26 protein-coding genes and 1 pseudogene are annotated in these 25,913 nt (G+C 68.7%); 16 read left to right on the top strand and 11 right to left on the bottom strand.

Translation table 11 applies throughout. From position 1 onward, the window contains the following. The first annotated feature begins 26 nt into the window (after positions 1–26). From SCNU_RS02850 to SCNU_RS02840, 3 genes are read left to right on the top strand one after another with little or no spacing between them, the layout of a single operon-like run. Positions 27–722 carry a lipid droplet-associated protein gene (locus SCNU_RS02850; RefSeq protein ID WP_009677845.1) on the top strand — a complete coding sequence of 232 codons (696 nt, stop codon included), beginning with the start codon at positions 27–29 and terminating at the stop codon, positions 720–722. Positions 723–774: 52 nt separating this feature from the next. Further along, a complete protein-coding gene (gene xseA, locus SCNU_RS02845) occupies positions 775–2,022 on the top strand; it encodes an exodeoxyribonuclease VII large subunit (RefSeq protein WP_009677844.1) in 1,248 nt (415 codons plus the stop codon). Then, complete coding sequence (locus SCNU_RS02840) at positions 2,019–2,249, top strand: exodeoxyribonuclease VII small subunit (RefSeq protein ID WP_009677843.1); 231 nt, start codon at positions 2,019–2,021, stop codon at positions 2,247–2,249. The genes xseA and SCNU_RS02840 overlap by 4 nt, the downstream gene beginning before the upstream one ends. Positions 2,250–2,276: 27 nt before the next feature. Here SCNU_RS02840 and SCNU_RS02835 read toward each other — a convergent pair whose 3' ends face one another. Continuing rightward, positions 2,277–2,849, bottom strand: a complete 573-nt coding sequence (locus SCNU_RS02835; protein ID WP_009677842.1) for a DUF4245 domain-containing protein — start codon at positions 2,847–2,849, stop codon at positions 2,277–2,279. 109 nt (positions 2,850–2,958) lie between these two features. Here SCNU_RS02835 and glpX point away from each other — a divergent pair, with 109 nt between their 5' ends. Then, positions 2,959–3,945: a class II fructose-bisphosphatase gene (gene glpX, locus SCNU_RS02830; RefSeq protein WP_009677841.1), complete on the top strand. Its 987-nt coding sequence runs from the start codon at positions 2,959–2,961 to the stop codon at positions 3,943–3,945. Positions 3,946–4,019: 74 nt separating this feature from the next. Here glpX and SCNU_RS02825 read toward each other — a convergent pair whose 3' ends face one another. Continuing rightward, complete coding sequence (locus SCNU_RS02825; protein WP_009677840.1) at positions 4,020–4,697, bottom strand: ABC transporter ATP-binding protein; 678 nt, start codon at positions 4,695–4,697, stop codon at positions 4,020–4,022. A gap of 22 nt (positions 4,698–4,719) precedes the next feature. Continuing rightward, on the bottom strand, positions 4,720–5,715 hold the full coding sequence (locus tag SCNU_RS02820) for an FtsX-like permease family protein (protein ID WP_009677839.1): 996 nt from the start codon (positions 5,713–5,715) through the stop codon (positions 4,720–4,722). Positions 5,716–5,873: 158 nt separating this feature from the next. Between SCNU_RS02820 and SCNU_RS02815 the strand changes: the two genes are divergently transcribed. The 3 genes and pseudogenes from SCNU_RS02815 to SCNU_RS02805 all read left to right on the top strand — a co-directional run bounded on the left by SCNU_RS02815 (position 5,874) and on the right by SCNU_RS02805 (position 8,441). Continuing rightward, positions 5,874–7,061 (top strand): sensor histidine kinase, encoded by a 1,188-nt coding sequence (locus tag SCNU_RS02815; protein ID WP_009677838.1) that lies wholly within the window; start codon positions 5,874–5,876, stop codon positions 7,059–7,061. After that, the gene (locus SCNU_RS02810) at positions 7,058–7,690 is read left to right on the top strand and encodes a response regulator (RefSeq protein ID WP_009677837.1); all 633 of its coding nucleotides are present in this window, start codon (positions 7,058–7,060) and stop codon (positions 7,688–7,690) included. Before SCNU_RS02815 ends, SCNU_RS02810 begins: the two co-directional genes overlap by 4 nt. A gap of 53 nt (positions 7,691–7,743) precedes the next feature. Then, positions 7,744–8,441 (top strand): annotated as a pseudogene (locus SCNU_RS02805) (PIG-L deacetylase family protein). Positions 8,442–8,505: 64 nt separating this feature from the next. Here the strand turns inward: SCNU_RS02805 and SCNU_RS02800 are convergent. Further along, complete coding sequence (locus SCNU_RS02800) at positions 8,506–9,369, bottom strand: L,D-transpeptidase family protein (RefSeq protein ID WP_040517477.1); 864 nt, start codon at positions 9,367–9,369, stop codon at positions 8,506–8,508. 220 nt (positions 9,370–9,589) lie between these two features. Between SCNU_RS02800 and SCNU_RS02795 the strand changes: the two genes are divergently transcribed. Next, complete coding sequence (locus SCNU_RS02795) at positions 9,590–10,189, top strand: class I SAM-dependent methyltransferase (protein WP_009677834.1); 600 nt, start codon at positions 9,590–9,592, stop codon at positions 10,187–10,189. A 155-nt stretch (positions 10,190–10,344) separates the two neighbouring features. Next, positions 10,345–11,175, top strand: coding sequence for a DUF559 domain-containing protein (locus SCNU_RS02790; RefSeq protein WP_009677833.1), 831 nt, complete (start codon positions 10,345–10,347; stop codon positions 11,173–11,175). A gap of 73 nt (positions 11,176–11,248) precedes the next feature. Here the strand turns inward: SCNU_RS02790 and SCNU_RS02785 are convergent, their stop codons facing one another. The 4 genes from SCNU_RS02785 to SCNU_RS02770 all read right to left on the bottom strand — a co-directional run bounded on the left by SCNU_RS02785 (position 11,249) and on the right by SCNU_RS02770 (position 16,560). Next, positions 11,249–12,553 (bottom strand): PhoH family protein, encoded by a 1,305-nt coding sequence (locus tag SCNU_RS02785; RefSeq protein ID WP_009677832.1) that lies wholly within the window; start codon positions 12,551–12,553, stop codon positions 11,249–11,251. Between the two features lie 425 nt (positions 12,554–12,978). Next, positions 12,979–13,848 carry an acyl-ACP desaturase gene (locus SCNU_RS02780; RefSeq protein ID WP_009677831.1) on the bottom strand — a complete coding sequence of 290 codons (870 nt, stop codon included), beginning with the start codon at positions 13,846–13,848 and terminating at the stop codon, positions 12,979–12,981. A gap of 73 nt (positions 13,849–13,921) precedes the next feature. Beyond that, complete coding sequence (glyA, locus tag SCNU_RS02775) at positions 13,922–15,211, bottom strand: serine hydroxymethyltransferase (protein ID WP_009677830.1); 1,290 nt, start codon at positions 15,209–15,211, stop codon at positions 13,922–13,924. 122 nt (positions 15,212–15,333) lie between these two features. Next, positions 15,334–16,560, bottom strand: coding sequence for a hypothetical protein (locus SCNU_RS02770; RefSeq protein ID WP_040517475.1), 1,227 nt, complete (start codon positions 16,558–16,560; stop codon positions 15,334–15,336). Positions 16,561–16,630: 70 nt separating this feature from the next. Between SCNU_RS02770 and coaA the strand changes: the two genes are divergently transcribed. After that, positions 16,631–17,572: a type I pantothenate kinase gene (coaA, locus tag SCNU_RS02765; protein ID WP_009677828.1), complete on the top strand. Its 942-nt coding sequence runs from the start codon at positions 16,631–16,633 to the stop codon at positions 17,570–17,572. A 14-nt stretch (positions 17,573–17,586) separates the two neighbouring features. Here coaA and ybaK read toward each other — a convergent pair whose 3' ends face one another. From ybaK to SCNU_RS02750, 3 genes are read right to left on the bottom strand one after another with little or no spacing between them, the layout of a single operon-like run. Beyond that, the gene (gene ybaK, locus SCNU_RS02760; RefSeq protein WP_040517474.1) at positions 17,587–18,075 is read right to left on the bottom strand and encodes a Cys-tRNA(Pro) deacylase; all 489 of its coding nucleotides are present in this window, start codon (positions 18,073–18,075) and stop codon (positions 17,587–17,589) included. Next, positions 18,075–18,818: an SDR family oxidoreductase gene (locus SCNU_RS02755; RefSeq protein ID WP_009677826.1), complete on the bottom strand. Its 744-nt coding sequence runs from the start codon at positions 18,816–18,818 to the stop codon at positions 18,075–18,077. The genes ybaK and SCNU_RS02755 overlap by 1 nt, the downstream gene beginning before the upstream one ends. Before the next feature lie 38 nt (positions 18,819–18,856). Further along, complete coding sequence (locus tag SCNU_RS02750; protein WP_009677825.1) at positions 18,857–19,639, bottom strand: isoprenyl transferase; 783 nt, start codon at positions 19,637–19,639, stop codon at positions 18,857–18,859. Between the two features lie 60 nt (positions 19,640–19,699). Here SCNU_RS02750 and trhA point away from each other — a divergent pair, with 60 nt between their 5' ends. The 6 genes from trhA to SCNU_RS02720 all read left to right on the top strand — a co-directional run bounded on the left by trhA (position 19,700) and on the right by SCNU_RS02720 (position 25,904). Beyond that, on the top strand, positions 19,700–20,386 hold the full coding sequence (trhA, locus tag SCNU_RS02745) for a PAQR family membrane homeostasis protein TrhA (RefSeq protein WP_009677824.1): 687 nt from the start codon (positions 19,700–19,702) through the stop codon (positions 20,384–20,386). Between the two features lie 23 nt (positions 20,387–20,409). Beyond that, the gene (locus SCNU_RS02740) at positions 20,410–20,910 is read left to right on the top strand and encodes a hypothetical protein (protein WP_009677823.1); all 501 of its coding nucleotides are present in this window, start codon (positions 20,410–20,412) and stop codon (positions 20,908–20,910) included. Positions 20,911–20,981: 71 nt separating this feature from the next. Further along, positions 20,982–22,415, top strand: coding sequence for a PepSY-associated TM helix domain-containing protein (locus tag SCNU_RS02735; RefSeq protein ID WP_009677822.1), 1,434 nt, complete (start codon positions 20,982–20,984; stop codon positions 22,413–22,415). Between the two features lie 125 nt (positions 22,416–22,540). Next, entirely contained in the window at positions 22,541–23,143 is a 603-nt protein-coding gene (locus tag SCNU_RS02730) for a TetR/AcrR family transcriptional regulator (protein ID WP_009677821.1), read from the top strand. Between the two features lie 98 nt (positions 23,144–23,241). Further along, positions 23,242–24,594 carry a flavin monoamine oxidase family protein gene (locus SCNU_RS02725; RefSeq protein ID WP_009677820.1) on the top strand — a complete coding sequence of 451 codons (1,353 nt, stop codon included), beginning with the start codon at positions 23,242–23,244 and terminating at the stop codon, positions 24,592–24,594. An 11-nt stretch (positions 24,595–24,605) separates the two neighbouring features. Further along, positions 24,606–25,904: a flavin monoamine oxidase family protein gene (locus SCNU_RS02720; RefSeq protein WP_040517540.1), complete on the top strand. Its 1,299-nt coding sequence runs from the start codon at positions 24,606–24,608 to the stop codon at positions 25,902–25,904. The last annotated feature ends 9 nt before the right edge of the window (positions 25,905–25,913 follow it).

Here is a 25,913-nt window from a genome sequence, read left to right as displayed (position 1 = left end):
GGGTACGGCTGTGAGACAGTAAGTACATGAGCCGTCCTCCGTATCCCGCCCGCGTGGCCGCCGGTCTGGTCGTCGTGACCCTCGAGGAGACCCGTCGCCTGCCGACGCGCGTGATCACTCTGCCGATGAGCGCCGTGAGCCGCACCCTGCAGGCGGGCATGCGTCTGCAGCAGAACATCGCCGAGCTCGCCATCAAGGGCGACGAGTTCCTGGCACCGCTGTGCGACAAGTCCGAGGAGCAGCCCGAGTGGGCTCGCTTCGACGAGGACGAGGCCCCCGTCGACAGTGAGCCGCTGCGCGCCGATGCGCCCGGAACGATCCCGCAGGCGCCGGCTCGGATCGCGCCGGTCGCCACGAAGCCGGCGAAGAAGTCGCAGGTCACGAAGCCTGCGGAGGCGGCCGGCGAGGCACCGGTGAACGGCACCGTCGCCACCGGCCGGTTCGCGCTGTACAGCTCGGCTCCGGCCGACGTCGCGCCCGGCACCACCGCCGCGCCGGCCGACGCCGACGACTCCGGTGAGCCGCTGCCCGCGGCCGTCGAAGCGCTCGACTACCCCAATCTGACGCTCGCCCAGCTGCGCGCGAAGGTGCGTTCCCTGAGCACCGACGAGCTCGGCGAACTGCTCGCGTTCGAGAAGGCCGGCCGCAACCGGACCCCGTTCGTGACGATGCTCGACAACCGCATCGCCAGCCAGCAGAAGAAGTCCGAATCCGCCCAGTGATCGTGACCACAGCGGTCGTCGCGGCGGTCGCAGATCCGGGTGCCCGTCGACCATGACGGCACCTGATCAGGCGAACTCCGCGGAGAGTCCGTGGCCGGTCCGCACTCTCAGCTTCAAGATCGCCGACTGGATCCACCGGCTCGGCCAGGTGTGGGTGGAGGGCCAGCTCACGCAGATCAACGCGCGGCGCGGCACCCGCACCGCGTTCCTCACGCTGCGCGACCCCGCCGCCGACATCTCCATGTCGGTCACCTGCGACCCGGGACTCCTGCAGCGCAGCCCGGTGCCGCTCACCGAGGGCACCCGGGTGGTCGTCTACGGGCGGCCCAGCTTCTACGCCGGACGCGGCACGCTGTCGTTGCGGATCACCGACATCCGCCCGGTCGGCATCGGTGAACTGCTCGCCCGCATCGAGCGGGTCAAGGGACTGCTGGCCGCCGAAGGCCTCTTCGACGCGCGGCGCAAACGCCCGCTGCCGTTCCTGCCGCACACCATCGGCCTGATCTCCGGGCGGGCGAGCGCCGCCCAGCGCGACGTGCTCGCCGTCGCCGCCGCGCGGTGGGACGCGGTGAAGTTCGACGTCCGCGACTCCCCCGTGCAGGGGCCGACCGCCGTGCCGTCGATCATCGAACAGCTCGCGGCGCTCGACGCCGACCCACACGTCCAGGTGATCATCATCGCCCGCGGCGGCGGAAGCGTGGAGGACCTGCTCCCCTTCTCCGACGAGACGCTGCTGCGCGCCGTCGCCGCCTGCCGGACCCCGGTGGTGAGCGCGATCGGACACGAGCCGGACAGCCCACTGCTCGACCTGGTGGCCGACCTGCGCGCGGCGACACCCACCGACGCCGCCAAGCAGGTGGTCCCGGACGTCGCCGCCGAGCTCGACGGCATCGCCGAGCTCCGCAGGCGCAGCGCCCATGCCCTGCGGAACTGGGTGCACCGTGAACAACATGTGCTCGACGGTCTGCGCGCGCGGCCGGTTCTGGCGAATCCGCTGCGGATGGTGGACGATCGGCTCGACCGGGTCGACGGCGCCGTCCGCGACATCCGGCGCAGCGTGCGTCACCTGGTGACGGTCGAGGAACATCGGACCCAGCGACTCGCGTCGCAGCTGTCCACTCTGGGTCCTGCGCAGACGCTCGCCCGCGGTTACGCCGTGGTGCAGCGGACCGACGGCGACGACCGGCACGCCGTGCGATCGGTCGACGACCTCCCCGTCGGAGCCGCAGTCCGCATCCGCGTCGCGGACGGATCGGCGACGGCAGCCATCACCCCGACCACCGAGGAGAACGACCAGTGACCGAACCGGCCGACTTCACCCCCGTCGCCGAACTCGACTACGAGCAGGCACGCGACGAGCTCGCCGACGTGGTCACCACGCTCGAACGCGGCGGCCTGGGGCTCGACGCCTCGCTGTCACTGTGGGAGCGGGGCGAGGCGCTGGCGAAACGGTGCACCGAGCACCTCGAAGGCGCGCGTACCCGGATCGAGGCCGCGCTCAACTCCGATGAGGACGAGGACGACTGAACCGTCGGCCCGCGCGCCTGCCGACCGTCAGGGATGAGCCTTCGACGGCAGCGGCTGCGCGTCCGTCGTCGCCTTCGCCAGCGTCAACATGTCGTCGTCGGAGCCGCGGCTGACGACGGCGACACGCACGTCGCCCATGTCGGCGACCCACGCCTTGCGGTGGTCGTCCGCGGTGTACATGACCCAGTTCTGACCGTCGATGCTGCGCACGCCCTCACCGGTGGCGTCGTCGCCCAGCACCTTGCGGACCAGCTGTTCCTCGGTGGCGGCGGTCTGTGTGAGCTGGATGTAGACGCCGCTCGGCGTGATCCATCCGACGTTGCTGGACACCGAGCTGCCGATCTCCTGCGTCGACCCCGAATTCGCCTTCCAATCCGACGGCACCTGCGGCTCGCGGATCGGGAACGGCATCGAGTCGGCGTCGGCCTGCAGGCCCGCACCGACGTTGAAGCTCGGCACCTTCTCATCCGTCGCCGAGCTGCCGAAACCCCAGGAGCAGCTGCCGCTCACACCCGCGACGATCAGCGCGATCAGCAGCAGCGGAATGAGCGACCAGACGAGATCTCGTCCGTCTTGCAGGATCCGGGGTTTGGCGGCCATGGCTTCGATTATCGCAGTCGGGTACTGCCCCCAGCCAATCGCCGACCGTGCTCGTGAAAGAATTGAGGCCAAGACCTCATAAAAGGTGCGCAACGAAAGTGGAGTCCGCATGACCAAGCAAGCCCCCGATCGCAACCTGGCCATGGAGCTGGTCCGTGTCACCGAGGCCGCGGCGCTGGCCGCCGGACGCTGGGTCGGACGCGGCGACAAGAACTCCGGCGACGGTGCAGCCGTGGATGCGATGCGCGAGCTGCTGTCGACCGTCTCGATGCGCGGCACCGTCGTGATCGGCGAGGGCGAGAAGGACGAAGCGCCGATGCTGTACAACGGCGAGGTCGTCGGTAACGGCGAAGGCCCCGAGGTCGACGTCGCCGTCGACCCCATCGACGGCACCACCCTGATGGCCGAAGGCCGCCCGAACTCGATCGCCGTCATCGCGGTCTCCGAGCGCGGCACCATGTACGACCCGTCCGCGGTCTTCTACATGAACAAGATCGCCGTCGGCCCCGCCGCCAAGGGCGCGATCGACATCGAGCAGTCGGTGGAGTGGAACATCAACTCCGTCGCCGCGGCCAAAGGCATCGACGTCGCCGATCTCACCGTCGTCGTCCTCGACCGCCCGCGCCACGCGGACCTCATCCGGGAGATCCGCGAGGCCGGAGCCAAGATCCGCCTCATCTCCGACGGCGACGTCGCGGGCGCGATCGCCGCGGCGGGCGACTACAGCACCGTCGACATGCTGATGGGCATCGGCGGCACCCCCGAGGGCATCATCAGCGCCGTCGCCATGAAGTGCATGGGCGGCGAGATCCAGGGCAAGCTGGCCCCGAAGGACGACGCTGAGCGCCAGAAGGCGATCGACGCCGGTCTGGACCCCGACATGGTCCTCACCAACGACATCCTGGTCCGCGGCGAGAACTCCTTCTTCTGCGCCACCGGCGTCACCAACGGCGACATGCTGCGCGGTGTCACCTACCGTCCCAACGGCGCGACCACCCGGTCGCTGGTCATGCGGTCCAAGTCGGGCACCATCCGCACCATCGAAGCGGTTCACCAGACCTCGAAGCTGCGCGAGTACGCACGCCTCGACCTCTGATCGACGCCACCACGACGACTGTGCCCCTCGGATCGCGACGATCCGAGGGGCACAGTCGTTTCGCGCCGGAGTGCTCAGGACACGGCCGCGGCCTCGGCGACCAGCGCACCGTCCTTCATGTGCAGAACGGTGTCGGCGTCGCCCACCGTTCCGAGGTCGTGCGTGACGAGCAGCGACGCGACCTCGCGTTCGCGCGTGACCTCGCGCAGCAGGTCCATCACCTCCGCGCCTCGCCGCGAGTCGAGCGCCGACGTCGGCTCGTCGATCAGCAGCACGTCGGGCTCCATGATGAGGGCCCGGGCGATGTTCACGCGCTGCCGCATTCCGCCCGACAGCTGGCCGGGGAGCCTGCCGAACGCGCCGTCGAGGCCGACCGCGGCGAGCAGTTCCCTGGCCTGCCCGCGGTGCCGCGACGGTCGTCGCCCACCGACGTGCACCGCGAGAAGCACCTGCTCCTCGGCTGTGAGTCCGGGGACCAGATTGTCGTGCTGGAACACCAGCCCGACGTGTTCGCGGCGGACCGCGGCGAGTTCTTCGACGCTCAGGCCGTCGACGCGGATTCCGCCGATCTCGACGCGGCCCGAGTCCGGTCGGATCAGGGTGCCCGCCACCGCGAGCACGCTCGACTTGCCGCAGCCGGACGGACCGGTCAGCACCACCGTCGTGCCGCGCGGCACCTCGAGGCTGACGCCGTCGACCGCGCGCACCGCGGAGCCGTCTCCGTCGGTGTACGACAGGTGGACATCGCTCATGGAGAGACTCATCGTCGTCCTTTCATCGATTCAACGCACTGAGGGCGTCGACCTTCACCAGGGGCCGCAGCGCCAGTGCGACGCCGAGCAGACCCAACACACCCATGGCGCCGAGAACCACGGCCACCGCCGCCGGATCCACCGCGACCGGAACCGTCCCGTTCGCCAGCGCGACCACCGCCAGCCCCACCGAAGCTCCCACCGCGAGACCGCCGATCAGTACCAGGCCCGCCTGCGACAGACCGTCGCGGACCAGGTACCAGCGACCCGCGCCCATCGCTCGCACCACGGCCAGGGCCGGTGCTCGCTGACCGGTCCACACCGCGAAGAACGCGCAGACCACGACCGCGGAGATCACCAGGAGAAGCAACTGGATGAGCAGCAGGGACGAATGCTCGGACGAGTAGCCGGGGACGAGCGCCGCGGTCCCGGATCGCTCCACCCACCGGGTGCCCTCCACGCCCGACGGAGATCCGCTCGCGATCACGGCGTTGACGGTGTCGCGCCCCGCGGCGTCATGCCACAGCTCGAGCGGCATGTCGACCACCGGCTGGTGGGCGTAGTGTCCGACGTCGGCGATACGGTCGATCCGCACCGGCACACCGCCGATGCGCACGGTGTCGCCGACGGACGCGCCCAGTGACTCACCGATGTCCGGAGACATCGTGACGCCCTCCGCGCCTTCGCTGCCGAATGCCGCCACCGTCGTGTTGCGGTCACCGGCTCCGGCGCGCAGGGTCGCGACGCCGAGTTCGCGGGCGCCGCTGTCCGAGGCGCGCACGGCCTGCACCGTCTGCGCGTCGAGTTCGCTGTCGGACAGCAATGCGGGCGTCCCGCCGTCGTCCTGCACGACGAGTCCGTTGCCCGGCAGTCCCTCGACCGCGGACACCGATTGCAGTCGAAGCCCCTCGGTCAACGCCGACAGGCTCACGACCATGCACGCCATCAGCGCGACCACTCCGCCGACCAGCGCGAACCGTCCGATCGCAGAACGGATCTCACGCAATCCCAGATACACCTGCTACCTCCTCTGAGCCGATGTCTCCAGCCTTCCGAAATCGCGACGCCCGGGCATCGCACCGGATCGGGATCTCGGCATCCGCCGGACGATGACGTCGTATCCATCGAAAGTCGTAGACGGCGGGAGCCGACGCCCACACCGGTGATACTGGAGCGGTGAGCTCCGACCATCGCACCGATCGCTACGCCGAATGGGGCGGTCATGTCCTGTTCGTGACGCTGCTGGCGATCGGGCTGCGGCAGGCGCTGGCAGGTCAGGCGCCGATCGCCGTCGGCGGGGACGTCGCGGTGGTCGTGGGCACGGTGGTCGTCGGCGGTTGGTACCTGTTCGGGGCGATCACGGTGACGCGCCGGAAGCCGTCCGTCCGCGCAGGCTGGGTGCTGGCCCTGACCGCCGGCTGGGTCGCGCTCGTGCTCTTGTCCCCCGGATTCGTCTGGGTCGCCTTCGTGCTGGCGATGCTCTGCTGGCGTTTCCTGACGATCCCCCTGTCGGTCGTCGCGGAGATCGTCATCGCCGCGACGTCCGTGTCCGCGACTCTCCTGCACACCCCCGACATCGGCATCGGCGGGATCATCGGACCGGTCATCGGCATCTGCACCGCGGCCGCGGTCACCGAGGTGTACGGCCGGGTGTCGCGGATGGTCGACGAGCGCGATGACCTGATCGGCGACCTGATCGCCACCCGTGAGCGCCTCGCGCAACAGGAACGAGAGGCGGGAACCCTCGCCGAACGCGAGCGTCTCGGCGACGAGATCCACGACGGCACCGGTCAGGCGCTGGCCAGCATCGTGCTGCTTCTGCGCGCCGCGACCAGCCCGGACACGCCAGAAGACCAGCGCGGCCTCCAGATCGAGACCGCTCTCGACACCGCGCAGACCGCGCTCGCCGAGTCGCGACGCTTCCTGCGCGGTCTGCACGGTTCCGATCTCGAGCCCGATGGGCTCACCGACGCGCTGTCGCGCGCCGCGGCGCAGCAGTCGGTGGCCGGACTGCCGACCGTCTTCGAGGTCCACGGGACACCCCAGGAACTGCCCGCGCAGGCTCGGCACGCGCTGCTCCGGGTCGCCCAGGAGTCGCTGACCAACGTCGCCAAGCACGCCGAGGCCCGGCGCGCCGTGATCACCCTGACTCACCTGCCGGGCGAGATCTACCTCGACGTCTCCGATGACGGCCGCGGTTTCGATCCCGGCGCGGTCGACGCCGACGAGCACAGCGGATCCGGACGCGGCCTGCACACCATGCGACGTCGAATGTCCGAGGCCGGAGGTACGGTGACCGTCGAATCCCGGCCCGGCGACGGGGCGGTCGTGCACGCACGCATTCGACTGGACGAGGCGAAATGATCCGCATCATGCTGGTCGACGACCACCCCATCGTTCGCGCCGGACTGCGCGCCGTGCTCAGCACCGCACCCGATCTGGACGTCGTCGCCGAGGCGGGCACCGCCGCCGAGGCGATCGACCGCGCTGAGGCCGAGCGTCTCGACGTCGTGCTCATGGACCTCCGGCTGCACGGCACCGAGGCCCACGAGGCCGACGGCGTCTATGCCACGCAGGCCATCAGGGCTCTGGCCGATCCTCCGCGAGTGCTCATCCTGACCACCTACGAGTCCGACGCCGACATCGTGCGGGCCGTCAGCGCCGGCGCCATCGGCTACCTGTTGAAGGACGCCGCACCCGAAACTCTCATCGCCGCGATCCGGTCCGCGGCCGCCGGCGAGACCGTGCTCGGCCCGGCGGTAGCCGCCAAGCTCCTCACCCGAGTCACCGATACCCGTCCGTCACTGACCGCCCGTGAACTCGAGGTGGTCGTCCTCCTCGACGCCGGCCTGACCAATCGCGAGATCGCCAAGCGCCTCTTCATCTCGGAGGCCACCGTCAAATCGCATCTCGTCCACATCTTCGACAAGCTCGACGTCACCAGCCGCAGCAAGGTGGTCGCCACCGCGCGGCAGCGCGGGCTGATCGGGTGACGGGCGCGTCGGGAATCCGACGCCCGGCCCGCGTCCCGCGTACCGTGACCACCATGAGCCTCACGCCGTTCCCGACGGACTGGTCCACCGCCCTCGTTCGCGACCGAGCGTCGATCAACCTCGGACGCCACCCGACGCCCCCGAATACGGAAGGGCGGCCGCCGTCGCGCGGTGGACGTCGGAGGGGAAGCGCGTGGTGTACGGCCTCGCGACCAGCGGCGAGGTCGGCATCCAGGGGATGCCCGCAGCGGAGGCCGGTCCGCTCCGCGAGGGCGAGCAGGTCGCGTCGGCCGCGGTCGTCGGTGTGAACGAGGTCGAATTCTGGGGATTCCCGGACAGCGACCTGCACAACTCGCCTGAGCTACGCGCGAAGATCACCGAAGTGATCGAACGCGTCGCACCCGATCTGATCCTGGCGACGTACGGCGGCCCCGAGTGGGCGCCCGGATTCCCGAACCAGCGCGATCACATGGAGTTCGCCGCCGCGGTGATCGACGCCTACGACGAGCTGCCCGACCCGCCCGCGCAGCTGTTCTGGAACAGCCCGACCCGGACTCACGCCGTCGACGTCACCGGTTTCGTCGAGGCCGCGGTCGAGTCGCTGTCGTGCCATCGCGTCTACCTCGAGGTGCTGGACCCGGAGACCCCGGTCGTCGAACAGGCTCGCAAACAGGTCGACATGTTCACCGCACCCCTCGACGGCTTCGCCGCGACCAACGCCACCGGCTTCGAACTCGTCCGTCCCCGCTGACAGCACCGGAGCCGCACGCTGAACGCATACGGCTCCGGGATCATTCGATCAGGCTGTGATCACCTCAACGGGCTGCACCGTTCAGGATGTTCGGGATGAGCGCGGCCAGGTTGCCGAGGACTCCGCCGAGCAGGTCGGCGCCCGGCATCTTCTGCTCGGCCGGCGCATCCTTCGGGGCGTCGACGTTCACGCCGATGGTCATCTTCGGGTTCTTGGCCGGGTCGAGCCACTTCAGGATCTCGACCATCTTGTCGCGATCGATCGCCACGCAACCCTGAGTCGGCTCACCGTTGGTGACATGCAGGAAGATCGCCGACGCGTCACCCGGGGTGTTGGTCGGGTTGTGGTTGATGTTGACCGCGTAGTCGTACACCGGGCCGGCGTTGTACAGGTTCTCGCTGTCACCGCCGGGACTGGTCGACGACTTCACATGTGTGTTGTAGGTCGGCGACTTCTCGTTCGAGTCCCACCAGTCCTGCGTCGTCGTCTGGAAGTACGGCATCTTGGTGCCGGGGTTCTCCTGGCGGCCGAAAGCCTGGTTCAGCGGGAACGTGCCCTCCGGAGTCCGGTAGACGTTGTCCTGCGCCTTGCCCATGCCCTTCTCGCCGAGGAAGGCCTTGGTGGGGCCGATGACCGGCTTCCACTGTCCCGACGCGTCCTTCTCGAACGCCGTCAGGGTCGCGGTCTGCGACGACGCCACCGGCGCCGTCGCGACGATCATCTGGCTCGTCTCCTGCGCACCGGGCACGGCGGGGGTACCCGGATCCTTCAACCCCTTGAGCAGATTGTCGATCAACGTCGTGATGCTGTCGGATCCTGTCTGCGGAGATCCTGTCTGCGGCGCGGTCTGAGGGACCGCGGACGCTTGTCCGGCACCCACGACGAGTGCTCCGAGGAGCGCAGTCAGCGCAAACCCCACTTGCAACATTCGCCTCATCAGTAACTTCAGCACCACCACAGTCTGCCAGCCGTTCGGGCGACCCCGCCACCCGGCGAGACCATCGTCACCGTTCCGCAACTGTTCTGTGAGGCGGAGTCGGCACCCGATCCACGACCGCCGCGACCGCGAGCGAAGGCGCACCCCGAACGATCCATCAGGGCTTCTGCCAGTGCATACCTCGCCGGGGATCGGACTACCATCGGTGACCATGACACCTGCTCCCCGATGGATCACCGACACCGAACCCGGCCACAGCGAGTGGTACATCGAGCGCTTCCGCGAGATGGCCGCGAACGGCCAGGACCTGTTCGGCGAGGCACGCTTCATCGACGCGATGGTCGGTCGCGGATCGCGAATCCTCGACGCCGGCTGCGGCCCGGGGCGGGTCGGCGGCTACCTCCACACCGTCGGCCACGACGTCACGGGAGTCGACGTCGATCCGAAACTGATCGGCGCCGCCGAGGAGGACTATCCGGGACCGGATTGGCAGGTCGGCGATCTCGCCGACCTCGACCTCCGCGACGCCGACGGCAGCCGAACCGGCTTCGACGCGATCGTCTGTGCGGGCAATGTGTTGGCATTCGTCGCACCGAACACCGAGGCGGTCGTGCTGCAGCGCCTGTCCGACCATCTGCGGCCCGACGGCTTCGTCGCCGTCGGGTTCCATACGGCCAAACTGGCGGTCGAGACCTTCGACGCCGCTCTCGCCGAGACCGACCTGTCGCTCGACCTCCGGCTGTCGACCTGGGACGTCCGCCCGTGGCACGACGACGCCGACTTCGCCGTTTCGATACTGCGGCGCGCATGAGATCGACCGCTGAGCGGAGTCGGGCCGAATCAGCGACCTGACTCCGCTGAGCGGTCAATCCTGTGCGCCTGTGGACAAGGAGCAATCGATCCACAATCGCGCTCCCGCGCGGAGGAAACCCGGAACGCGGTTCCCGAGGTACGCATCATCTGCGCATGAACGCGATCAGATCCGGGGTGTACCCGTACCGAGAGATCGAGCGGATGATCGGCCGCGCTCGCTTGAACGAGCTGATCCGGCGCGGTCACGCCGAACAGCTCCGTCGGGGCTGGTACCGAATCGGCGAGGCGCGCGGTGACGACGTCGCCGCGGTCCGCCGCGGCGGTGTAGTGAGCTGTCTGTCGGCCCTCGAACGCCACGGCGTCTGGGTTCCCGCCGACGACCGGCTCCACGTCCGCGGCAACTCCTGGGCGGTGCAGCACCTTCGAGGACCGTTCTGCAGGCAGTTCGGGCGCCCCGTTCCGGAGGCCGGCGCCGTCGACGACCTCCCGACCGCACTGCGACACGCGGCTCGCTGCCTCGATGCGGAGGGATTCGTGGTCGTCTGCGATTCGGTGCTGAACCTGCGACTGATGCACGTAGAGGAGCTCGAGTACCTGTTCCGCGACGCTCCGAAGTCCGTCCGACTGCTGATCGATGAGTGCGATCCGAATGCCGAGTCCGGCCCGGAGTCGATGGCTCGCCGACGACTGCGTGCTCACCGCGTCCCGGTGCGAACACAGGTGACCATCGATGAAGTCGGCCGGGTCGACCTCCTCATCGGCGACTTTCTGATCATCGAGATCGACGGCTGGGAGATCCACGGCGATCGGCCCCACTTCCAGTCCGACCGGACGCGCGACGCGACCGCCTTCGACCTCGGCTATCACACGCTCCGCTTCACCTACGACGACATCGTGTTCAGATGGCGGGCGACCTTGGAGAAGATTCTCCGGGCCGTCCGCAACGGCACTCACATGCGTCCAGCGCAGCGCGCACAGCATTGACCGCTCACGCGCGTCGCCCGGGTTTCCCGGTCGGAATACGCCGGATCGGTCAATGCTGTGCGCGAGCCGCGAATTACACCCCGGCGCCCGGGGCGAACTCCTCGAGCATGTCGGTCACGAGTGCCGCGATCGGCGACCGCTCGCTGCGGGTCAGTGTGACGTGCGCGAAGAGCGGGTGCCCCTTGAGCTTCTCGATCACGGCGGCGACGCCGTCGTGTCGGCCGACGCGCAGATTGTCGCGCTGCGCGACATCGTGGGTCAGCACCACCCGGGATCCCGAACCGAGCCGCGAGAGCACCGTGAGCAGCACGTTCCGCTCCAACGACTGCGCCTCGTCGACGATCACGAACGAGTCGTGCAACGACCGTCCGCGGATATGGGTCAGCGGGAGCACCTCGAGCATTCCGCGGGAGAGGACTTCGTCGACCACCTCGGTGGAGACCAGACCCTCCAGCGTGTCGAACACGGCCTGCGCCCACGGCCCCATCTTCTCCGCCTCGCCGCCGGGAAGGTAGCCGAGTTGCTGACCGCCGACCGCGTACAGCGGCCGGAACACCACGACCTTCCGTTGCGTGCGGCGTTCGAGGACGGCTTCGAGGCCGGCGCAGAGCGCGAGGGCCGACTTGCCCGTGCCCGCCTTGCCGCCGAGTGAGACGATGCCGACCGAATCGTCGAGCAGGAGGTCGAGCGCCACCCGCTGTTCGGCCGATCGTCCGCGGAGGCCGAACGCCTCACGATCGCCGCGCACCAGCTGGACCTGCTTGTTCTCAGTGATCCGACCGAGCGCGCTCTGGCCGTTCCCGACCATCCGCAGACCGGTGTGACACGGCAGCTCGCGTGCCTCGTCGAGGTCGATCTGCCCGTCCGCGAACAGGGCGTCGATCGCGGTGTCGGCGACGTCGATCTCGTCCATTCCGGTCCAGCCCGACACCACGACGTCCTGGGCGTGGTACTCGTCGGCGGCCAGGCCGACAGCACCGGCCTTGACTCGCAACGGGGTGTCCTTCGAGACCAGCGTGACGTCGCGGCCCTCCGCGCGCAGGTTGAGCGCGCACGCGAGGATCCGCGAGTCGTTGGTGTCGTTGCGGAAGCCCGCGGGCAGCACGGTCGGATCGGTGTGGTTGAGCTCCACCTGCACGGTGCCGCCGTCGTCGCCGATGGCGATCGGCAGGTCGAGGCGCTCGTGCTTGACTCGCAGGTCGTCGAGCAGACGCAGGGCCTGCCGCGCGAACCAGCCGAGTTCACTGTGGTGGCGTTTGCCCTCGAGCTCGCTGATGACGACCAACGGCAGCACCACATCGTGCTCGGCGAAGCGGGTCACCGCCCATGGGTCGGACAACAGAACGGAGGTATCGAGGACGTAGGTGCGAACGGTCACGTCGGACTCCTAGTCGCCCGTGCGGCCCCGCACGGAACCAGTTGGTCTAGAGCAGCCGGTCGGCTCATGCCTGTCGGTCCTCCACTGGATCAGTGGTCAACCGAGCTCGACGAGAGCCGGGGCCGGCCCTCTCGTGACACCTGTGTCGTTCACGAATCGAACCTCCCGAACGAACCGCTTCCCCACGGCCCGTTACGGCTCAACGTACGCCGCGTCACATCGCCGACCGGCCAAGCGCAGTCGGCGCGTCGGTGAAGGTTGAGTTACCGAGAGGGAGACGAGCGGGCCTCACCAGAGCCGGATCGAGCGCTTTCGGGAAGCACGCGGCGGCTCGGCGCGCGAAGCCTTCCGGAACCGAGCGTCAGTGAATCGAGTCGGGCCCGGGATCACGAACTCCCGGGCCCGGTCTCGTGGTCTGCAGTGACTCAGTGTCCGGCAGCCTTTGCGAGGATGCGCTGACGTGCGGCTTCCGCGTCGGCGCTGAGCTCCTGCAGGCTGTCGAGCTTCAGCTCGTCGGCCAGCTTCTTGGCGATTGCGGCGTCGGTCGACGAGTCCTCGAAGTCCGAGATGAACGACCCCGGCACGTCGAAGTCGGCGATGTCCGAGCCGACGTGCTCGATCGTCGCGAGCGCCTTGTCGACGGCCAGCACGGTGGCCTCCTGGTCGGCGACGAGGCCGGCGATCAGGAAGGCCTGGAAGGTCGCGGCCTGCACGGCGTCGTCGGTGCGGACCTTGTTCAGGATCTGCGTGAGATGCTTGTCGTCGACGTAGCCGATCAGCTTGTCGATGAAGGTGACGCACTGGTTCTCGTGGACCGCCAGCAGTGCGAGCACGTCCATCGGACCGAGGTCGGCGACCGCCTCCTCGGTCTGCCGCCAGCCGGCGACGACGTGGATGCGACGACGGTTCTCCGCCTCCACCGGGTCCAGCGCGCGGGTGACCACGAGGTAGTCGCGCAGGACGATCGAGTGGCGGTTGTCCTCGGCGGTCCACACGCCGACCAGCTGACGCCAGTCGGAGAACGCCGGGAAGTGCATCGCCAGCACGCGGTGGAACGACGGCAGGTTGTCCTTGGTGAGCAGCAGCGCCTGCAGGCCTGCCGCGGCCGTCTCCGAGAGCTTCGACTCGGACGGGTCGTAGTCCGTCCCGCCGAGGAACGCGAAGTTCCGGCCCAGGTCCCAGGGAACCCAGTCCGACGGCGTCCACGAGATCGCGCCTTCGGCGTGCTCCTCGGCGATCTCCGGGAGCGCCTTCTCCAGCGCGTTGATCAAGTCGTCATTGCTCAGTACAGCCACGGCAACCACCCTAAACGACGGAGCTCCCCTCGCCCAACCAGCGAGGGGAGCTCATCCGACGAGACGAGAGCCCTTACGAGCTCATCAGGCCCCAGTCCTCCAGACCTTCGTACAGCGGCAGGTCGAGCGCGAGCTTGCTGACGCGGGCGCGGAGCGCCGAGACGTCGGCGCCCTTGCCAGCGGCGAGCGCGGTGCCGATGATGTCGGCGACCTCGGTGAACTCGGCGTCGCCGAAGCCGCGGGTGGCGAGCGCCGGGGTGCCGATGCGCAGACCGGAGGTGACCATCGGCGGGCGCGGATCGAACGGCACGGCGTTGCGGTTCACCGTGATCCCGACCTCGTGCAGCAGATCCTCGGCCTGCTGGCCGTCGAGGTCCGAGTTGCGCAGGTCGACGAGGACCAGGTGGACGTCGGTACCGCCGGTCAGAACCGACACGCCGGCCTTCGCGACGTCGTCGGCCATCAGCCGCTCGGCGAGGATCTTGGCGCCCGACAGCGTGCGGCGCTGACGCTCGGCGAACTCCTCGCTCGCCGCGATCTTCAGCGCGACGGCCTTGGCCGCGATCACGTGCATGAGCGGACCGCCCTGCTGCCCGGGGAACACCGCGGAGTTGAGCTTCTTGGCCCACTCCTGCTTGGCGAGGATCAGACCCGAACGCGGACCGCCGAGCGTCTTGTGGACGGTGGTCGAGACGACGTCGGCGTGCGGCACGGGGCTCGGGTGCAGGCCGGCGGCGACCAGGCCCGCGAAGTGCGCCATGTCGACCCACAGATGGGCGCCGACCTCGTCGGCGATCTCGCGGAACGCCGCGAAGTCGAGGGTGCGCGGGTACGCCGACCAGCCGGCGACGATCACCTTCGGCTTGGTGTCGAGGGCGATCTTGCGCACCTCGTCCATGTCGACCCGGAAGTCCTCCTTGCTGACCCCGTAGAAGGCGTTCTCGTAGAGCTTGCCCGAGAAGTTGAGCCGCATGCCGTGGGTGAGGTGACCGCCGTGCGCCAGGTCGAGGCCGAGCAGCGTCTCGCCCGGCTCCATCAGGGCCTGCAGCACCGCGGCGTTGGCCTGTGCACCCGCGTGCGGCTGAACGTTGGCGAAGTCGGCGCCGAAGAGCGCCTTGGCGCGGTCGCGAGCGATGTCTTCGACGACGTCGACGTGCTCACAGCCTCCGTAGTAGCGGCGACCCGGGTAGCCCTCGGCGTACTTGTTGGTCAGCACGCTGCCCTGCGCCTGCAGGACGGCGCGGGGAACGAAGTTCTCCGAGGCGATCATCTCGAGCGTGTCGCGCTGACGCGACAGCTCACCGCTCATGGCGGCGGCGACATCGGGATCCAGGTCGGCAAGGGACTGCGAAAACAGGCTCATGGCCTCCGATTCTACCTGCGCGCGTCCGGTCTACGGCGCGTCGGGTTGACCCGGTGATCGACGCCATGCCGCGCGGCGCGAGGCATGTCTCGCGCCGCCGGAACGACGGACCCGGAGGACACTCACTGGAGCTCTGCTCGCAATGTCGCAGGCGTCAGCGGCTCGTCGAGCAGGCGGCCGAACCGCGCGAGGCGCTCGGGACCCGCGGGGCCTGCGACGTCGAGCCACTCGCCGAGGAGCGCGTACCCCTCGACGTAGGTCGAGATGTAGGCGCGCCACAACGGCGAGGTGAGGAATCGCAGCATCTGCCGCGACCGGTCCGGTGCAACCAGCAACCAGCGCTGCAGGAACATCGCGACCTCGTCGGCATCGACGCCGCGGTCGTGCAGGGCGAGCGCGGCGTCCTGCCGGACGCGGATCAGTCCGGCGGCCGCGGTCGAGACGGCTCGGGCGCGCTCGGCATCGAACCGGAGCCCGAAGTCGGCGTAGATCTCCGCCGCCCACTCCTGCCACGCGGTGCCCATGGCCGCGGCGAGGGCGTGGTCGGCCAGTCCCTCGGCCATGAGGCACTGCGGCGTATTGACGAGGAAGATCGTGTGCTCGGCCTGGCCGGAGCCGACCAGCCCCTGCTCCTTGCGGCAGTGCTCGGTGTGATGCCCCGGATACGCCTCGTGCGCGATCAGCCCCGGCAGCGACGACATGTACTGCGGCAGGTCGGTGTTCACCGCCACCTTCGATCGGAAGTCGCCCAGGTAGTAGTTGAAGCCCGACCAGGGTTTGTCGCTGACCACCTCGAACTCGACGACTTCGGCGTCCGGCAACGGGAATTCGCGCCGGACCGTCTCCCGGAGGCTGCCCGCGAACTCGGCGATCAGCTGCGACACCAGATCGGCCGGGATCTCGTCGCCGTGCCGGTAGTCGGCATACGCCTCGCGCAGGCGATCGCCGGTGGCGCCGGGCGCGCCGAGTGCGTCGGCCATCCGCGCATGGGCATCGCGGTAGACGGCTTCGTCCCCCGGCTCGATCCGGACGTCGAAGTAGGCGCTGACCTCGTCGACGAAACCGATCTCCGCACCCGCGAACTTACGGGCGGAGCACTCGAGCGCGCGCAGATGCGATCCGACGAACTCCGCACGGTCGGCGGACAGCCCGCTCGGCAGTTCGTTGAGCAGCGCGCGGGCCCGCCGGGCCAGCTCCGCGGGTTCGGGCGCGGGTGCGTTCTCCACCTCGGTGCGCAACGCCGGATCACCGGTGTACGCGTCGACGAAGCCCTCCTCGATGCGGTCGAAGGCCAGTCCCAGGCGCAGATACTCGGTCACCGGGTCGGCAGCGGTGCCACGGATTGTCATGTGACTCACGCTACCGGCGTCCCCCGGCTATCGTCTCCGCGACATCGACGCCCCTGTAGCCTTACCGTCCATGGCGCGTCTACCCCACGACCGCGACCCCGGCCTGTACCTCGAACTCGACCGCAAGCAGTGGCGTGAACTGCGGCAGAAGATGCCGATGGTGCTGAACGAGTCAGAGCTCGACAAGCTCGTCGGCCTGGGCGAGCAGATCGACCTCAACGAGGTCGCCGAGGTCTACCTGCCGCTGTCGCGTCTGATCCATCTTCAGGTGGAGGCCCGACAGCGACTGTTCGCGGCGACGTCGACCTTCCTCGGCGAACGTCAGCGGAACCGGCAGGTGCCGTTCGTGATCGGCATCGCCGGCTCGGTCGCCGTCGGCAAGTCGACCACCGCGCGTGTGCTCGCGACGCTGCTGTCCCGCTGGGAGACGCACCCGAAGGTCGACCTCATCACCACCGACGGCTTCCTCCTGCCGACTGCGGAACTGGAGCGTCGGGGCATCATGCACCGCAAGGGTTTTCCCGAGTCGTACGACCGTCGCGCGTTGTTGCGCTTCGTCACCGAGGTGAAGTCCGGCACCCCCGAGGTCACCGCGCCCGTCTACGACCACGTCAGCTACGACATCGTCCCGGACGTGGTCCACTCGGTCCGCCAGCCGGACATCCTGATCGTCGAAGGTCTGAACGTGCTGCAGACCGGGCCGACGCTCACCGTCTCGGACCTGTTCGACTTCTCGATCTACGTCGACGCCAAGACCTCCGACATCGAGAAGTGGTACATCTCCCGGTTCCTGCAGATGCGGACCGGATCGTTCGCCGACCCGGAGTCGCACTTCCACTACTACTCGTCACTGACCGATGATCAGGCGACCATCGCCGCCCGTGACATCTGGACGTCGATCAACCGCCCGAACCTGATCGAGAACATCCTGCCGACCCGCCCGCGCGCGACCCTCGTGCTCCGCAAGGACGGCAATCACGCGATCAATCGCGTCCGACTGCGAAAGCTGTAGCCGGACGGGCCGGGCTAGGCGGTCACCTCGGCGACCACCGCATCGGTCGCCGCCACCAGGTCCGCGGGCGCCAGCCGGATCTCCAAACCGCGGCGACCGCCGCTGCACAGCACCGAATCCCATTCCAGCGCAGACACGTCGACGACGGTGGGCAGCACCGTCTTCTGCCCGAGCGGTGACACCCCGCCGAGCACGTAACCGGTGGCTCGGGTGACCTTCGCGGCCTGCGCCATCTCGGCCTTCGACGCGCCGAGCGCCTTGGCCGCCGACTTCAACGACAGCTTCGCGGGCACCGGGATCACGGCCACACCGAGTCGCCCGTCCCCCAGATCGACCACCAGGGTCTTGAGGATCTGGGCCGCTTCCACACCGAGGGTCGACATCGTCACGGCGACGGCCTCGTCGCCGTAGTCGTCGCGACGGCGGTCGTGCTTGTACTTGTGCACGTCGAACGGCAGACCGGCCTTCTCCAGCGCGGCGATCGCCGGGGTCGCAGCCGCCATCAGCGACCGGCCAGCCACTGCTCGAAGGTCGTCGAGGTGGTGACGTCGGGGTCGGCCGGCACCAGTCCACCGGACCGCAGCCCGGCTCCGCCGTAATTGACCCCGAGCACCCATCTCGGCGAACCACGATGCGCGGCAACGGCCTTTGCGACATCGGCCAGGTCCATCTCCGCCGGACCGGCCACGGTGACGCGGGACGGTCGTGCCGGATCGAGCACGACGTCGGCCATCGCCTCAGCGACGTCCTCGACCGCCGCGGGCCTACTGTGCATGTGGGGCGCCACGGCGATCGGGCCGAAGGTCGTCTGGCTCATGAACTTCTCCGGCAGGGAGTACCACTGCGTCGAGAGCAGCGCGGTGGCGTCGTCGCCGAGCATCTGCTCGTAGACCACCGCCTGCTCGGCCTTGCCGCGATAGTGGCCCATCTTCTTGTTCACCACGGGGTCGGACGCCCCGTAGATTCCGAGGTAGACCACCCTGGCGCCGGTGGCATCGGCGGCGGTCGAGATGTTCCGCGCCACCGCGCTGAAGAACGCGACGGATTCATCGGCGCTGCGGGACATGAGACTGGTCGCGTCGACGATCACGTCCGATCCCTCGCACGCCTCGGTCAGACCGTCGCCGGTGACCGCGTCGACGCCGGTCGCGCGATGAGCGCGCACCACGTCGACGCCCCGCCCTTCCAGTACGCGACTCAGGACCGAACCGAACTCTCCACTGGCACCGACCACGGTGACGCGCATCGACGAATCCCCCTCCCAGGTAGTCACTTTCCCGACAGTCACTTTCCGAAACGACGGTTCCGCGCCGCGAAGTCGCGCAGCGCACGCAGGAAGTCCACGCGGCGGAACTCAGGCCAGTAGGCGTCAGTGAACCAGATCTCCGAGTACGCGGACTGCCACAGCAGAAAACCGCTCAGCCGCTGTTCCCCGGACGTGCGGATCACCAGGTCGGGATCCGGCGTACCGCTGGTGTACAGATGCGAATCGATGCCTTCGACGCTGATCGCGCGGACCATCTCCTCGCGCGAGGCTCCGGCCTCCACCGCTTCGACGAGGAGCTGCTGCACCGCGTCGACGATCTCCTGCCGACCGCCGTAGCCGACCGCGACGTTGACCGTCATGTCGGCGGCACCCTCGGTGCGGCTCGACGCCTCGCGCAGTCGTTGCGCCACCGGCGCGGGCAGCTGATCGAGGTTGCCGACTATACGGACGCGCCAATCGGCGTCGACGTCGGAGATCTCGTCGACGATGTCGGGCACGATCTCCATCAGTGCGTCGAGCTCGTCGGACTCGCGCGTGAGGTTCTCGGTCGACAGCAGGTAGATGGTGACGGCCTCGATGCCCAGTTCCGAGCACCAGCCGAGCATGTCCGCGATGCGCTGCGCACCGACGCGATGCCCGTGGCTGACGTCTTCGAAGCCCGCCTCTCGCGCCCACCGCCGGTTGCCGTCGCAGATGATCGCCACGTGGCGCGGGATCCGCTCGGGGTCCATCAGCTGCACGAGTCGGTGTTCGTACACGCGCAGCATGCCGCCGCGAAGCCGATCTGGGAGCAGTTTCACAGCCGCGATCCTACTCCGCCGGTAAGTTACCGCGACGAAACTTACGGTACCGTAGGTTTCATGACGGAGCCCTCCCCCGCAGTCCGGATCGTCGAACCCGATCCCGAAGCCAGACCTGCGCTGCGCGGGGTGATTCACAAGTACTCGTCGTTCATCGCGGGCGCGGTCGGAATCGTGCTGATCGTCGGCACCGCCATGCACCAGAGCGCGGTCGCCGTGGCGTCGGTGGTCGTCTACGTGATCACGATCTGCGGGCTCTTCACCACCAGCACCGTGTATCACCGGATCAACTGGCGCAGTCCGAAGGCACGGATCGCGATGAAGCGGGCCGACCATTCGATGATCTTCGTCTTCATCGCGGGCACGTACAGCCCGTTCTGCGTGATGGGGCTCGACTCGCCGACGCGATGGTGGGTGCTCGGTCTGGTCTGGGCGGGTGCGATCGCCGGGGTGGCCCTGAAGGTGATCTGGCCGGGCTCCCCGCGATGGCTGGGCGTGGTGCTCTACATCGTTCTCGGATGGGTGATCGTCTGGGTCTCGCCGATGCTGGTGCACAACACCGGCGTGGCGGTGATCGTGCTGCTGGCCCTCGGCGGTGTCCTCTACAGCGTCGGCGGAGTCCTGTACGCCCTGCGGTGGCCCGAACCGTGGCCTGGCGTCTTCGGCCACCACGAGGTCTTCCACTCCTGCACCGCCGTCGCGGCACTCCTCCACTACATCGCCGTCTGGCTGGTCGTGATCGGCTGACCACGCCCGGCTAGTCTGACCTGGTGACCACGCCGACAACGCTCTCGCGCCTACGCGGCGCAGTCGTCGGCGGAACCTCGGCGGTCACCGGCGTGGCCGCCCACGCCGCGGCACAGGGCATGCTCCCCGACACCTCGGTGCTGGTCCTGGTCGCGGCGACCGCAGTCGTCCTCGGCCTGGGCGCCACCGCAGCACCGGGACTGGGCGCCCTGCCCGCGCTGATCGTCGGACAGGGGCTGGTCCACCTCCTGCTGGTGGTCACCTCCGGTCATCACCACGACATGCTCACCGCGCCGATGGCGGCCACGCACGCGGCGGGCACCGTCGCGGCACTGTTGTTCCTCTGCGGCGCCGAGATCCTCGTCCGGGCCGCCTCCGCCTTCGCGATCCGCGCGATCGCGCCGGCCTTCGCCCCGCGCGCGCCGGAGCTCGCCGCCGTCGTCGTCCGGACGCGGGTGGTCGTGCCTGCGTCGCTGCTCTTTCTCGGCGCCGTCGGACGCCGCGGTCCACCCCTGTCGGTCTAGCAATCTCGCTTATCTCATCGCACGCCGCGACGGCGTGCGATCACTGCTGCTTTGACCGAAAGGCACCTGTAGTGTCCACAACCGTCTCTTCGACGACCCCGAAATCCCCCGGCTCCCCGCCGGAACGACCGCCCGTCGGCGCGGCCGCGACCCGGGCGATCAAACGACTCCACTTCTACGCGGGACTCGCGATCGCGCCGTTCCTGCTGATCGCCGCCGTCACCGGCGCGCTGTACGCGATGTCGCCGACCGCCGAACAGCTGATCTACCGACAGCAACTGCACACCGATTCGACGGGGCCGGCCGCGTCGATCGCCGAACAGGTCCGCGCCGCCCAGGCCGTGCGGCCCGATCTGCCGGTCAGCGCCGTCCAGCCGGCCACCGACCCGGGCGACACCACCCGGGTCCTCTTCAACGACCCGACGCTCGGCGACTCCGAGCGGCTCGCCGTCTTCATCGACCCGGTGACCCGCGAATCGCTCGGGCAACTCGTCAGTTACGGATCCAGCGGCGCGCTGCCCGTCCGCACGTGGATCGACCGCCTGCATCGTGACCTGCATTTGGGCGAGCCCGGACGTGTCTACTCCGAACTCGCCGCCTCCTGGTTGTGGGTGGTCGCGTTGGGCGGCCTGGTGCTGTGGGTCGCGCAGGTCCGCAAGCGCCGTCGGGCCACCGACACCGGCTCACTTCTGCGCGGGCTGCCCGGAGCTCGCGGTCGAGGACGCACCGTCAGCAGGCACGGCGTGATCGGCACCTGGATCATCGTGGCCCTGCTGTTCCTGTCCGCAACCGGGCTGACCTGGTCGACCTATGCGGGCAAGCACGTCACCGACCTGCGGTCCGCGCTCAGTTGGACCACCCCCGCGGTCGACGCCTCGCTCACCGGCACCCCGCAGACCGCCGGCGGCGAGCACGCCGGGCACCAGATGTCGGGTCCGGCGGACATGGCCGCGCCCGAGGTCGACACCGTCGCCGGAGTCGACGGCGCCGTCGCCATCGCCCGGGCGAACGGGGTCGACGGTGCCGTCGAGGTCTCGATTCCGTCGGACGACGCGACCGCCTTCGTCGTCTCCCAACGACGCATCCCGTGGCGTGCGTCGACCAGTTCGATCGCCGTCGACCCGTCGCGCGACGCCGTGGTCGACGTGTCGAGGTTCGCCGACTGGCCGCTGGCCGCGAAACTGTCGGCGTGGGGCGTCCAGGTGCACATGGGCATCATGTTCGGGCTGCCGAATCAGCTTCTGCTGCTGGCGGTCATGATCGCCCTCGTGGTCGCCATCGTCCTCGGCTACCGCAGCTGGTGGCAGCGCCGGTCGCGGGACGGCCGGGTCGGGGCACCGCCGTCCCGAGGCGCTCTTCGCGAGCTTCCGCCCGCGGTGGTCGTGGCTGTCGTGGTCGTGGCGGCGGCGGTCGGCTGGTTCATCCCGCTCCTCGGCTGGCCGCTCCTGGCGTTCCTGGTGATCGACACCGCCCTCGGCTGGGTGCGGGCCCGCCCCGTCGCTTAGCGAGCCGGGCTTGTCGAGCCGCCGTGATGGCTGCTCGGCAAGCCCGAGCCCGAGCTGATCGCCCGTACGACCGTCCCAAGTAGGCTGATTCTCCGTCCACCGGAATCGGGCGAAAGGTGACTCGGATGGCCCGCATCGAAGCCTCGGTCCGCGCAAAGCAGTTGGTCGCGGCCGCCCGCAGCGTGCTGTCCCGAGAGGGAGTCGCCAAGACACCGCTTCGCGCCGTCGCCGCCGAGGGGAAGGTTCCTCTCGGCACCCTCCAGTACGCCTTCCCGACCCGGGAGGAGTTACTGCGCAAGGTGATCGAAGATGTCGTCGACGAGATCAGCCAGGTCTTCGCCGATTCGGTTCACACCGGGGACGGAGTGGCGACGGCCATCCGCCACGGACTCCGCGCATTCTGGTCCACCCTCGCGGGCAATCGCGACTTGCAGATCATGCAGTACGAACTCACCACGTACTCCCTTCGTGAACCCGGCCAGGAAGATCTGGCTCGGTGGCAGTACGAGTCGTACACGGCGGTGACGGCACGCTGGTGCGAGTCGGCGGCGAACAGCGCCGGAGAGGTCTGTGCCATTCCATTCGACCAACTCGCACGAATCATCGTCGCGAACATCGACGGCCTGATCCTGCAGTTCATCTGCGATCCGGACACGGCACGCGCGGACCGCGACTTGGACACGATCATCGAGATGCTCGTGACTCTCGCGGCACCCGCACCCCGCTAGACAGAATCCGCTCAAGCCTTGCGCACCCTTCGAAGTGTGTCCTACGCTACATTTCAGTCAGTCGTATGACTGGAAAGTCGTAGGAGGTATTGCATCCAATGGAACGTGTAGACACCGTCATCGTCGGCGCCGGACTCGCCGGACTCAGCGCGGCACGCAGACTCACCCAGGCCGGGCAGACGGTCAAGGTACTCGAGGCGCGTGACCGCGTCGCGGGACGCAATCTGGGTGGCGTGCTCAGCAACGGAGTTCCGGTCGAGATGGGCGGCCAGTGGGTCGGACCGACGCAGGACGTGATCCTCGCGCTGATCGATGAACTCGGTCTCGAGACCTTCACGACGTATGACGACGGCGACGCCATCACCGTCCACGGCGGCGCGATCCACCGCTACTCCGACGAGACCTTCGGGCTCGACGACAACGACCTCGCCGAAGTCGGTCGCATCTGGGCCTCGATCAGCGAACTCGCCGAGACCATCGACCTGCCCCAGCCGTGGACCACGGCCGCTGCGACCGATCTCGATCGCCAGACCCTCGACCAATGGCTCGTCGGACAGACGGCCAACCAGACCGCCCTCGGGTTCTTCCGGCTCGTCGTGCCCGCATTGTTCTCGGCCGAATCACCCGAGATGTCGCTGCTGCACTTCCTCTTCTATGTGAAGTCCGGAACGAGTCTGGAACTGCTTCTGTCGACCACCGCTGGAGCCCAGGAATCACGTGTCGTCGGCGGCACCCACCAGATCTCGGAGCGGATGGCCGCCGCGCTCGACGCCGGCACAGTGATGCTCAACACTGTCGTCACCGGAATCTCCCAGGACGAGTCCGGCGTCGTCGTGAAGCACGAGGACGGCGCGATCGCCGCGGACCACGTCGTCGTCGCGATCCCGCAGACGCTGGCGGGCAGGCTCCGGTACTCGCCTCCGATGCCCGCATCGCGCGACGCCCTGACCCAGCAATTCCCAGCGGGTTCGGTGATCAAATTCAACGTCGGCTACCGGACGCCCTTCTGGCGGGAAGACGGACTCTGCGGCCTGGTGATGAGCATGGACGATGACTTCAACATCGTCCTCGACAACTCGCCCGCAGACGGATCGTGCGGCGTGCTCGTCGGATTCCTCGAAGGCAGACACGCCCGCACCGCGGCCGAGAAGACAGTCGACGAACGCAAGAAGCTCATCGTCGACGCACTCGTCAAGTACTTCGGTCCACAGGCGGCCGAACCCTTCGACATCATCGAACAGGACTGGACCGCCGAGGAGTTCACGCGCGGGTGCTACGGCGGTCGCCTCGGTGCCGGCGTGTGGACTCAGTACGGCAAGTCCGTCTCAGCGCCCGTCGGGCGGATCCACTGGGCCGGAGCCGAGACCTCCGACGTCTGGAACGGCTACATGGACGGCGCGGTCCGTTCCGGATACCGGGCGGCCGCCGCGATCCTCGACGACGCCCGGTGACGGACGCCGTGATGGCCGACAGCGCACGGACCGACGTCGTGATCATCGGCGCGGGAGTATCGGGCCTGATCGCCGCGCGCGACCTTCGGCGACGCGGCGCCGACGTCGTAGTCCTGGAGGCCGCGGACCGCGTCGGTGGCCGGCTGATGACGGCGACGTCGAGCCTCGGCTCCCGTCTCGACCTCGGTGGTCAGTGGATCGGTGCGGACCACTACCGCTTCAAGGCGCTCGCCGACGAACTCGGCGCGACTCGGTTTCCCATGCACACGCCGAAGGCGCCGATCATCGGGGACGGCCGGCGTCGCATCTCGAATCTCTCGCTCACCATGCTCGTCGCGAGCAGTGCGCTGGTGGGAATCGAGGTGCTGTCACGGCTGCCGACACCGCGATCGTCTACCACCGTCCGGAGTTGGATCGGCAGAGTCCCCAACCGTCGCGCACGCCGCCTGCTCCACCTGTTGGTCGCGGTGACCACGTGCGCCGACGCGGACCGATTGTCGATGCAGGCGTTCGGATCGATCATCCGATTCCAAGGCGGTCTGACCGGAATGATGCAGACGCGCGGTGGCGCTCAGGACGGTCTGATCGTCGAGAGCGCCGCAGAGCTGCCGACCCGGCTCGCCGCCGATCTCGGCAGCCACGTCCGCCTGAACAGCAGAGTCACCGCGATCCGCCGGGACGACGACGGTGTGGCGGTCGAGACGGCGACAGGCGCGGTGCTCGCCGAGCATGCGATCGTGACGGTACCGCCGCCGATGCTGCGGGAGGTTCTCTTCGATCCACCACTCCCGTCGCACGAGTCGCGGCTCCAGAACAACACGTACATGGGTTCGGTGTACAAGGCGTTCGCTGTCTACGACGCTCCGTTCTGGCGCTCCGAAGGCGACATCGAAGCCCTTCTCCTCGGCGACCCCGGCGTGGCGGTGTTCGACACCTCCCCGCCAGGCGGGCCGGGGCACCTGTGTCTGTTGGTCGGCGGCCCGGACGCGCGGACACTCGACGATCTCGACGCCGCTGACCGGCAGCGCACGCTCCTCGAACAACTCGTTCCATATGCCGGCCGCAAGGTGCTCTCACCTGTCGATTGGCACGAGAAGTCTTGGCACAATGATGCTTTCGCGGGGGGAGGTTACTCGGCGCTACCCGAACCCGGTGCCGATGAGGGTTGCTTCCCCATCGCCACGACGCCATCGGGCCGCATCCACTGGGCGGGTACCGAGCGTGCGACCGAGCACGCCGGTTACGTCGAGGGCGCCATCCAGTCCGGCGAGCGCGTCGCTGCGGAGGTGACCATCGGGCCTGGCGGTTAGCCGATCCCG

Source organism: Gordonia neofelifaecis NRRL B-59395 (assembly GCF_000192435.1).
Classification (GTDB): domain Bacteria; phylum Actinomycetota; class Actinomycetes; order Mycobacteriales; family Mycobacteriaceae; genus Gordonia; species Gordonia neofelifaecis.
Note: the sequence above shows the minus strand (reverse complement) of the source record. Positions and strands in the feature narration are given on the sequence as shown.

Coding starts and splice junctions, on each gene's coding strand:
- ybaK (WP_040517474.1), bottom strand. CDS start 18,075: ATGGCGGCTGCGACCCCGGCGATCGCCGCGCTGGAGAAGGCCGGTCTG.
- trhA (WP_009677824.1), top strand. CDS start 19,700: ATGACGGAGCCCTCCCCCGCAGTCCGGATCGTCGAACCCGATCCCGAA.
- coaA (WP_009677828.1), top strand. CDS start 16,631: ATGGCGCGTCTACCCCACGACCGCGACCCCGGCCTGTACCTCGAACTC.
- SCNU_RS02755 (WP_009677826.1), bottom strand. CDS start 18,818: ATGCGCGTCACCGTGGTCGGTGCCAGTGGAGAGTTCGGTTCGGTCCTG.
- SCNU_RS02810 (WP_009677837.1), top strand. CDS start 7,058: ATGATCCGCATCATGCTGGTCGACGACCACCCCATCGTTCGCGCCGGA.
- SCNU_RS02835 (WP_009677842.1), bottom strand. CDS start 2,849: ATGGCCGCCAAACCCCGGATCCTGCAAGACGGACGAGATCTCGTCTGG.
- SCNU_RS02720 (WP_040517540.1), top strand. CDS start 24,606: ATGGCCGACAGCGCACGGACCGACGTCGTGATCATCGGCGCGGGAGTA.
- SCNU_RS02790 (WP_009677833.1), top strand. CDS start 10,345: ATGAACGCGATCAGATCCGGGGTGTACCCGTACCGAGAGATCGAGCGG.
- SCNU_RS02850 (WP_009677845.1), top strand. CDS start 27: ATGAGCCGTCCTCCGTATCCCGCCCGCGTGGCCGCCGGTCTGGTCGTC.
- glyA (WP_009677830.1), bottom strand. CDS start 15,211: ATGAGCCTGTTTTCGCAGTCCCTTGCCGACCTGGATCCCGATGTCGCC.
- SCNU_RS02825 (WP_009677840.1), bottom strand. CDS start 4,697: ATGAGCGATGTCCACCTGTCGTACACCGACGGAGACGGCTCCGCGGTG.
- glpX (WP_009677841.1), top strand. CDS start 2,959: ATGACCAAGCAAGCCCCCGATCGCAACCTGGCCATGGAGCTGGTCCGT.
- xseA (WP_009677844.1), top strand. CDS start 775: ATGACGGCACCTGATCAGGCGAACTCCGCGGAGAGTCCGTGGCCGGTC.
- SCNU_RS02795 (WP_009677834.1), top strand. CDS start 9,590: ATGACACCTGCTCCCCGATGGATCACCGACACCGAACCCGGCCACAGC.
- SCNU_RS02730 (WP_009677821.1), top strand. CDS start 22,541: ATGGCCCGCATCGAAGCCTCGGTCCGCGCAAAGCAGTTGGTCGCGGCC.
- SCNU_RS02800 (WP_040517477.1), bottom strand. CDS start 9,369: ATGTTGCAAGTGGGGTTTGCGCTGACTGCGCTCCTCGGAGCACTCGTC.
- SCNU_RS02725 (WP_009677820.1), top strand. CDS start 23,242: ATGGAACGTGTAGACACCGTCATCGTCGGCGCCGGACTCGCCGGACTC.
- SCNU_RS02770 (WP_040517475.1), bottom strand. CDS start 16,560: ATGACAATCCGTGGCACCGCTGCCGACCCGGTGACCGAGTATCTGCGC.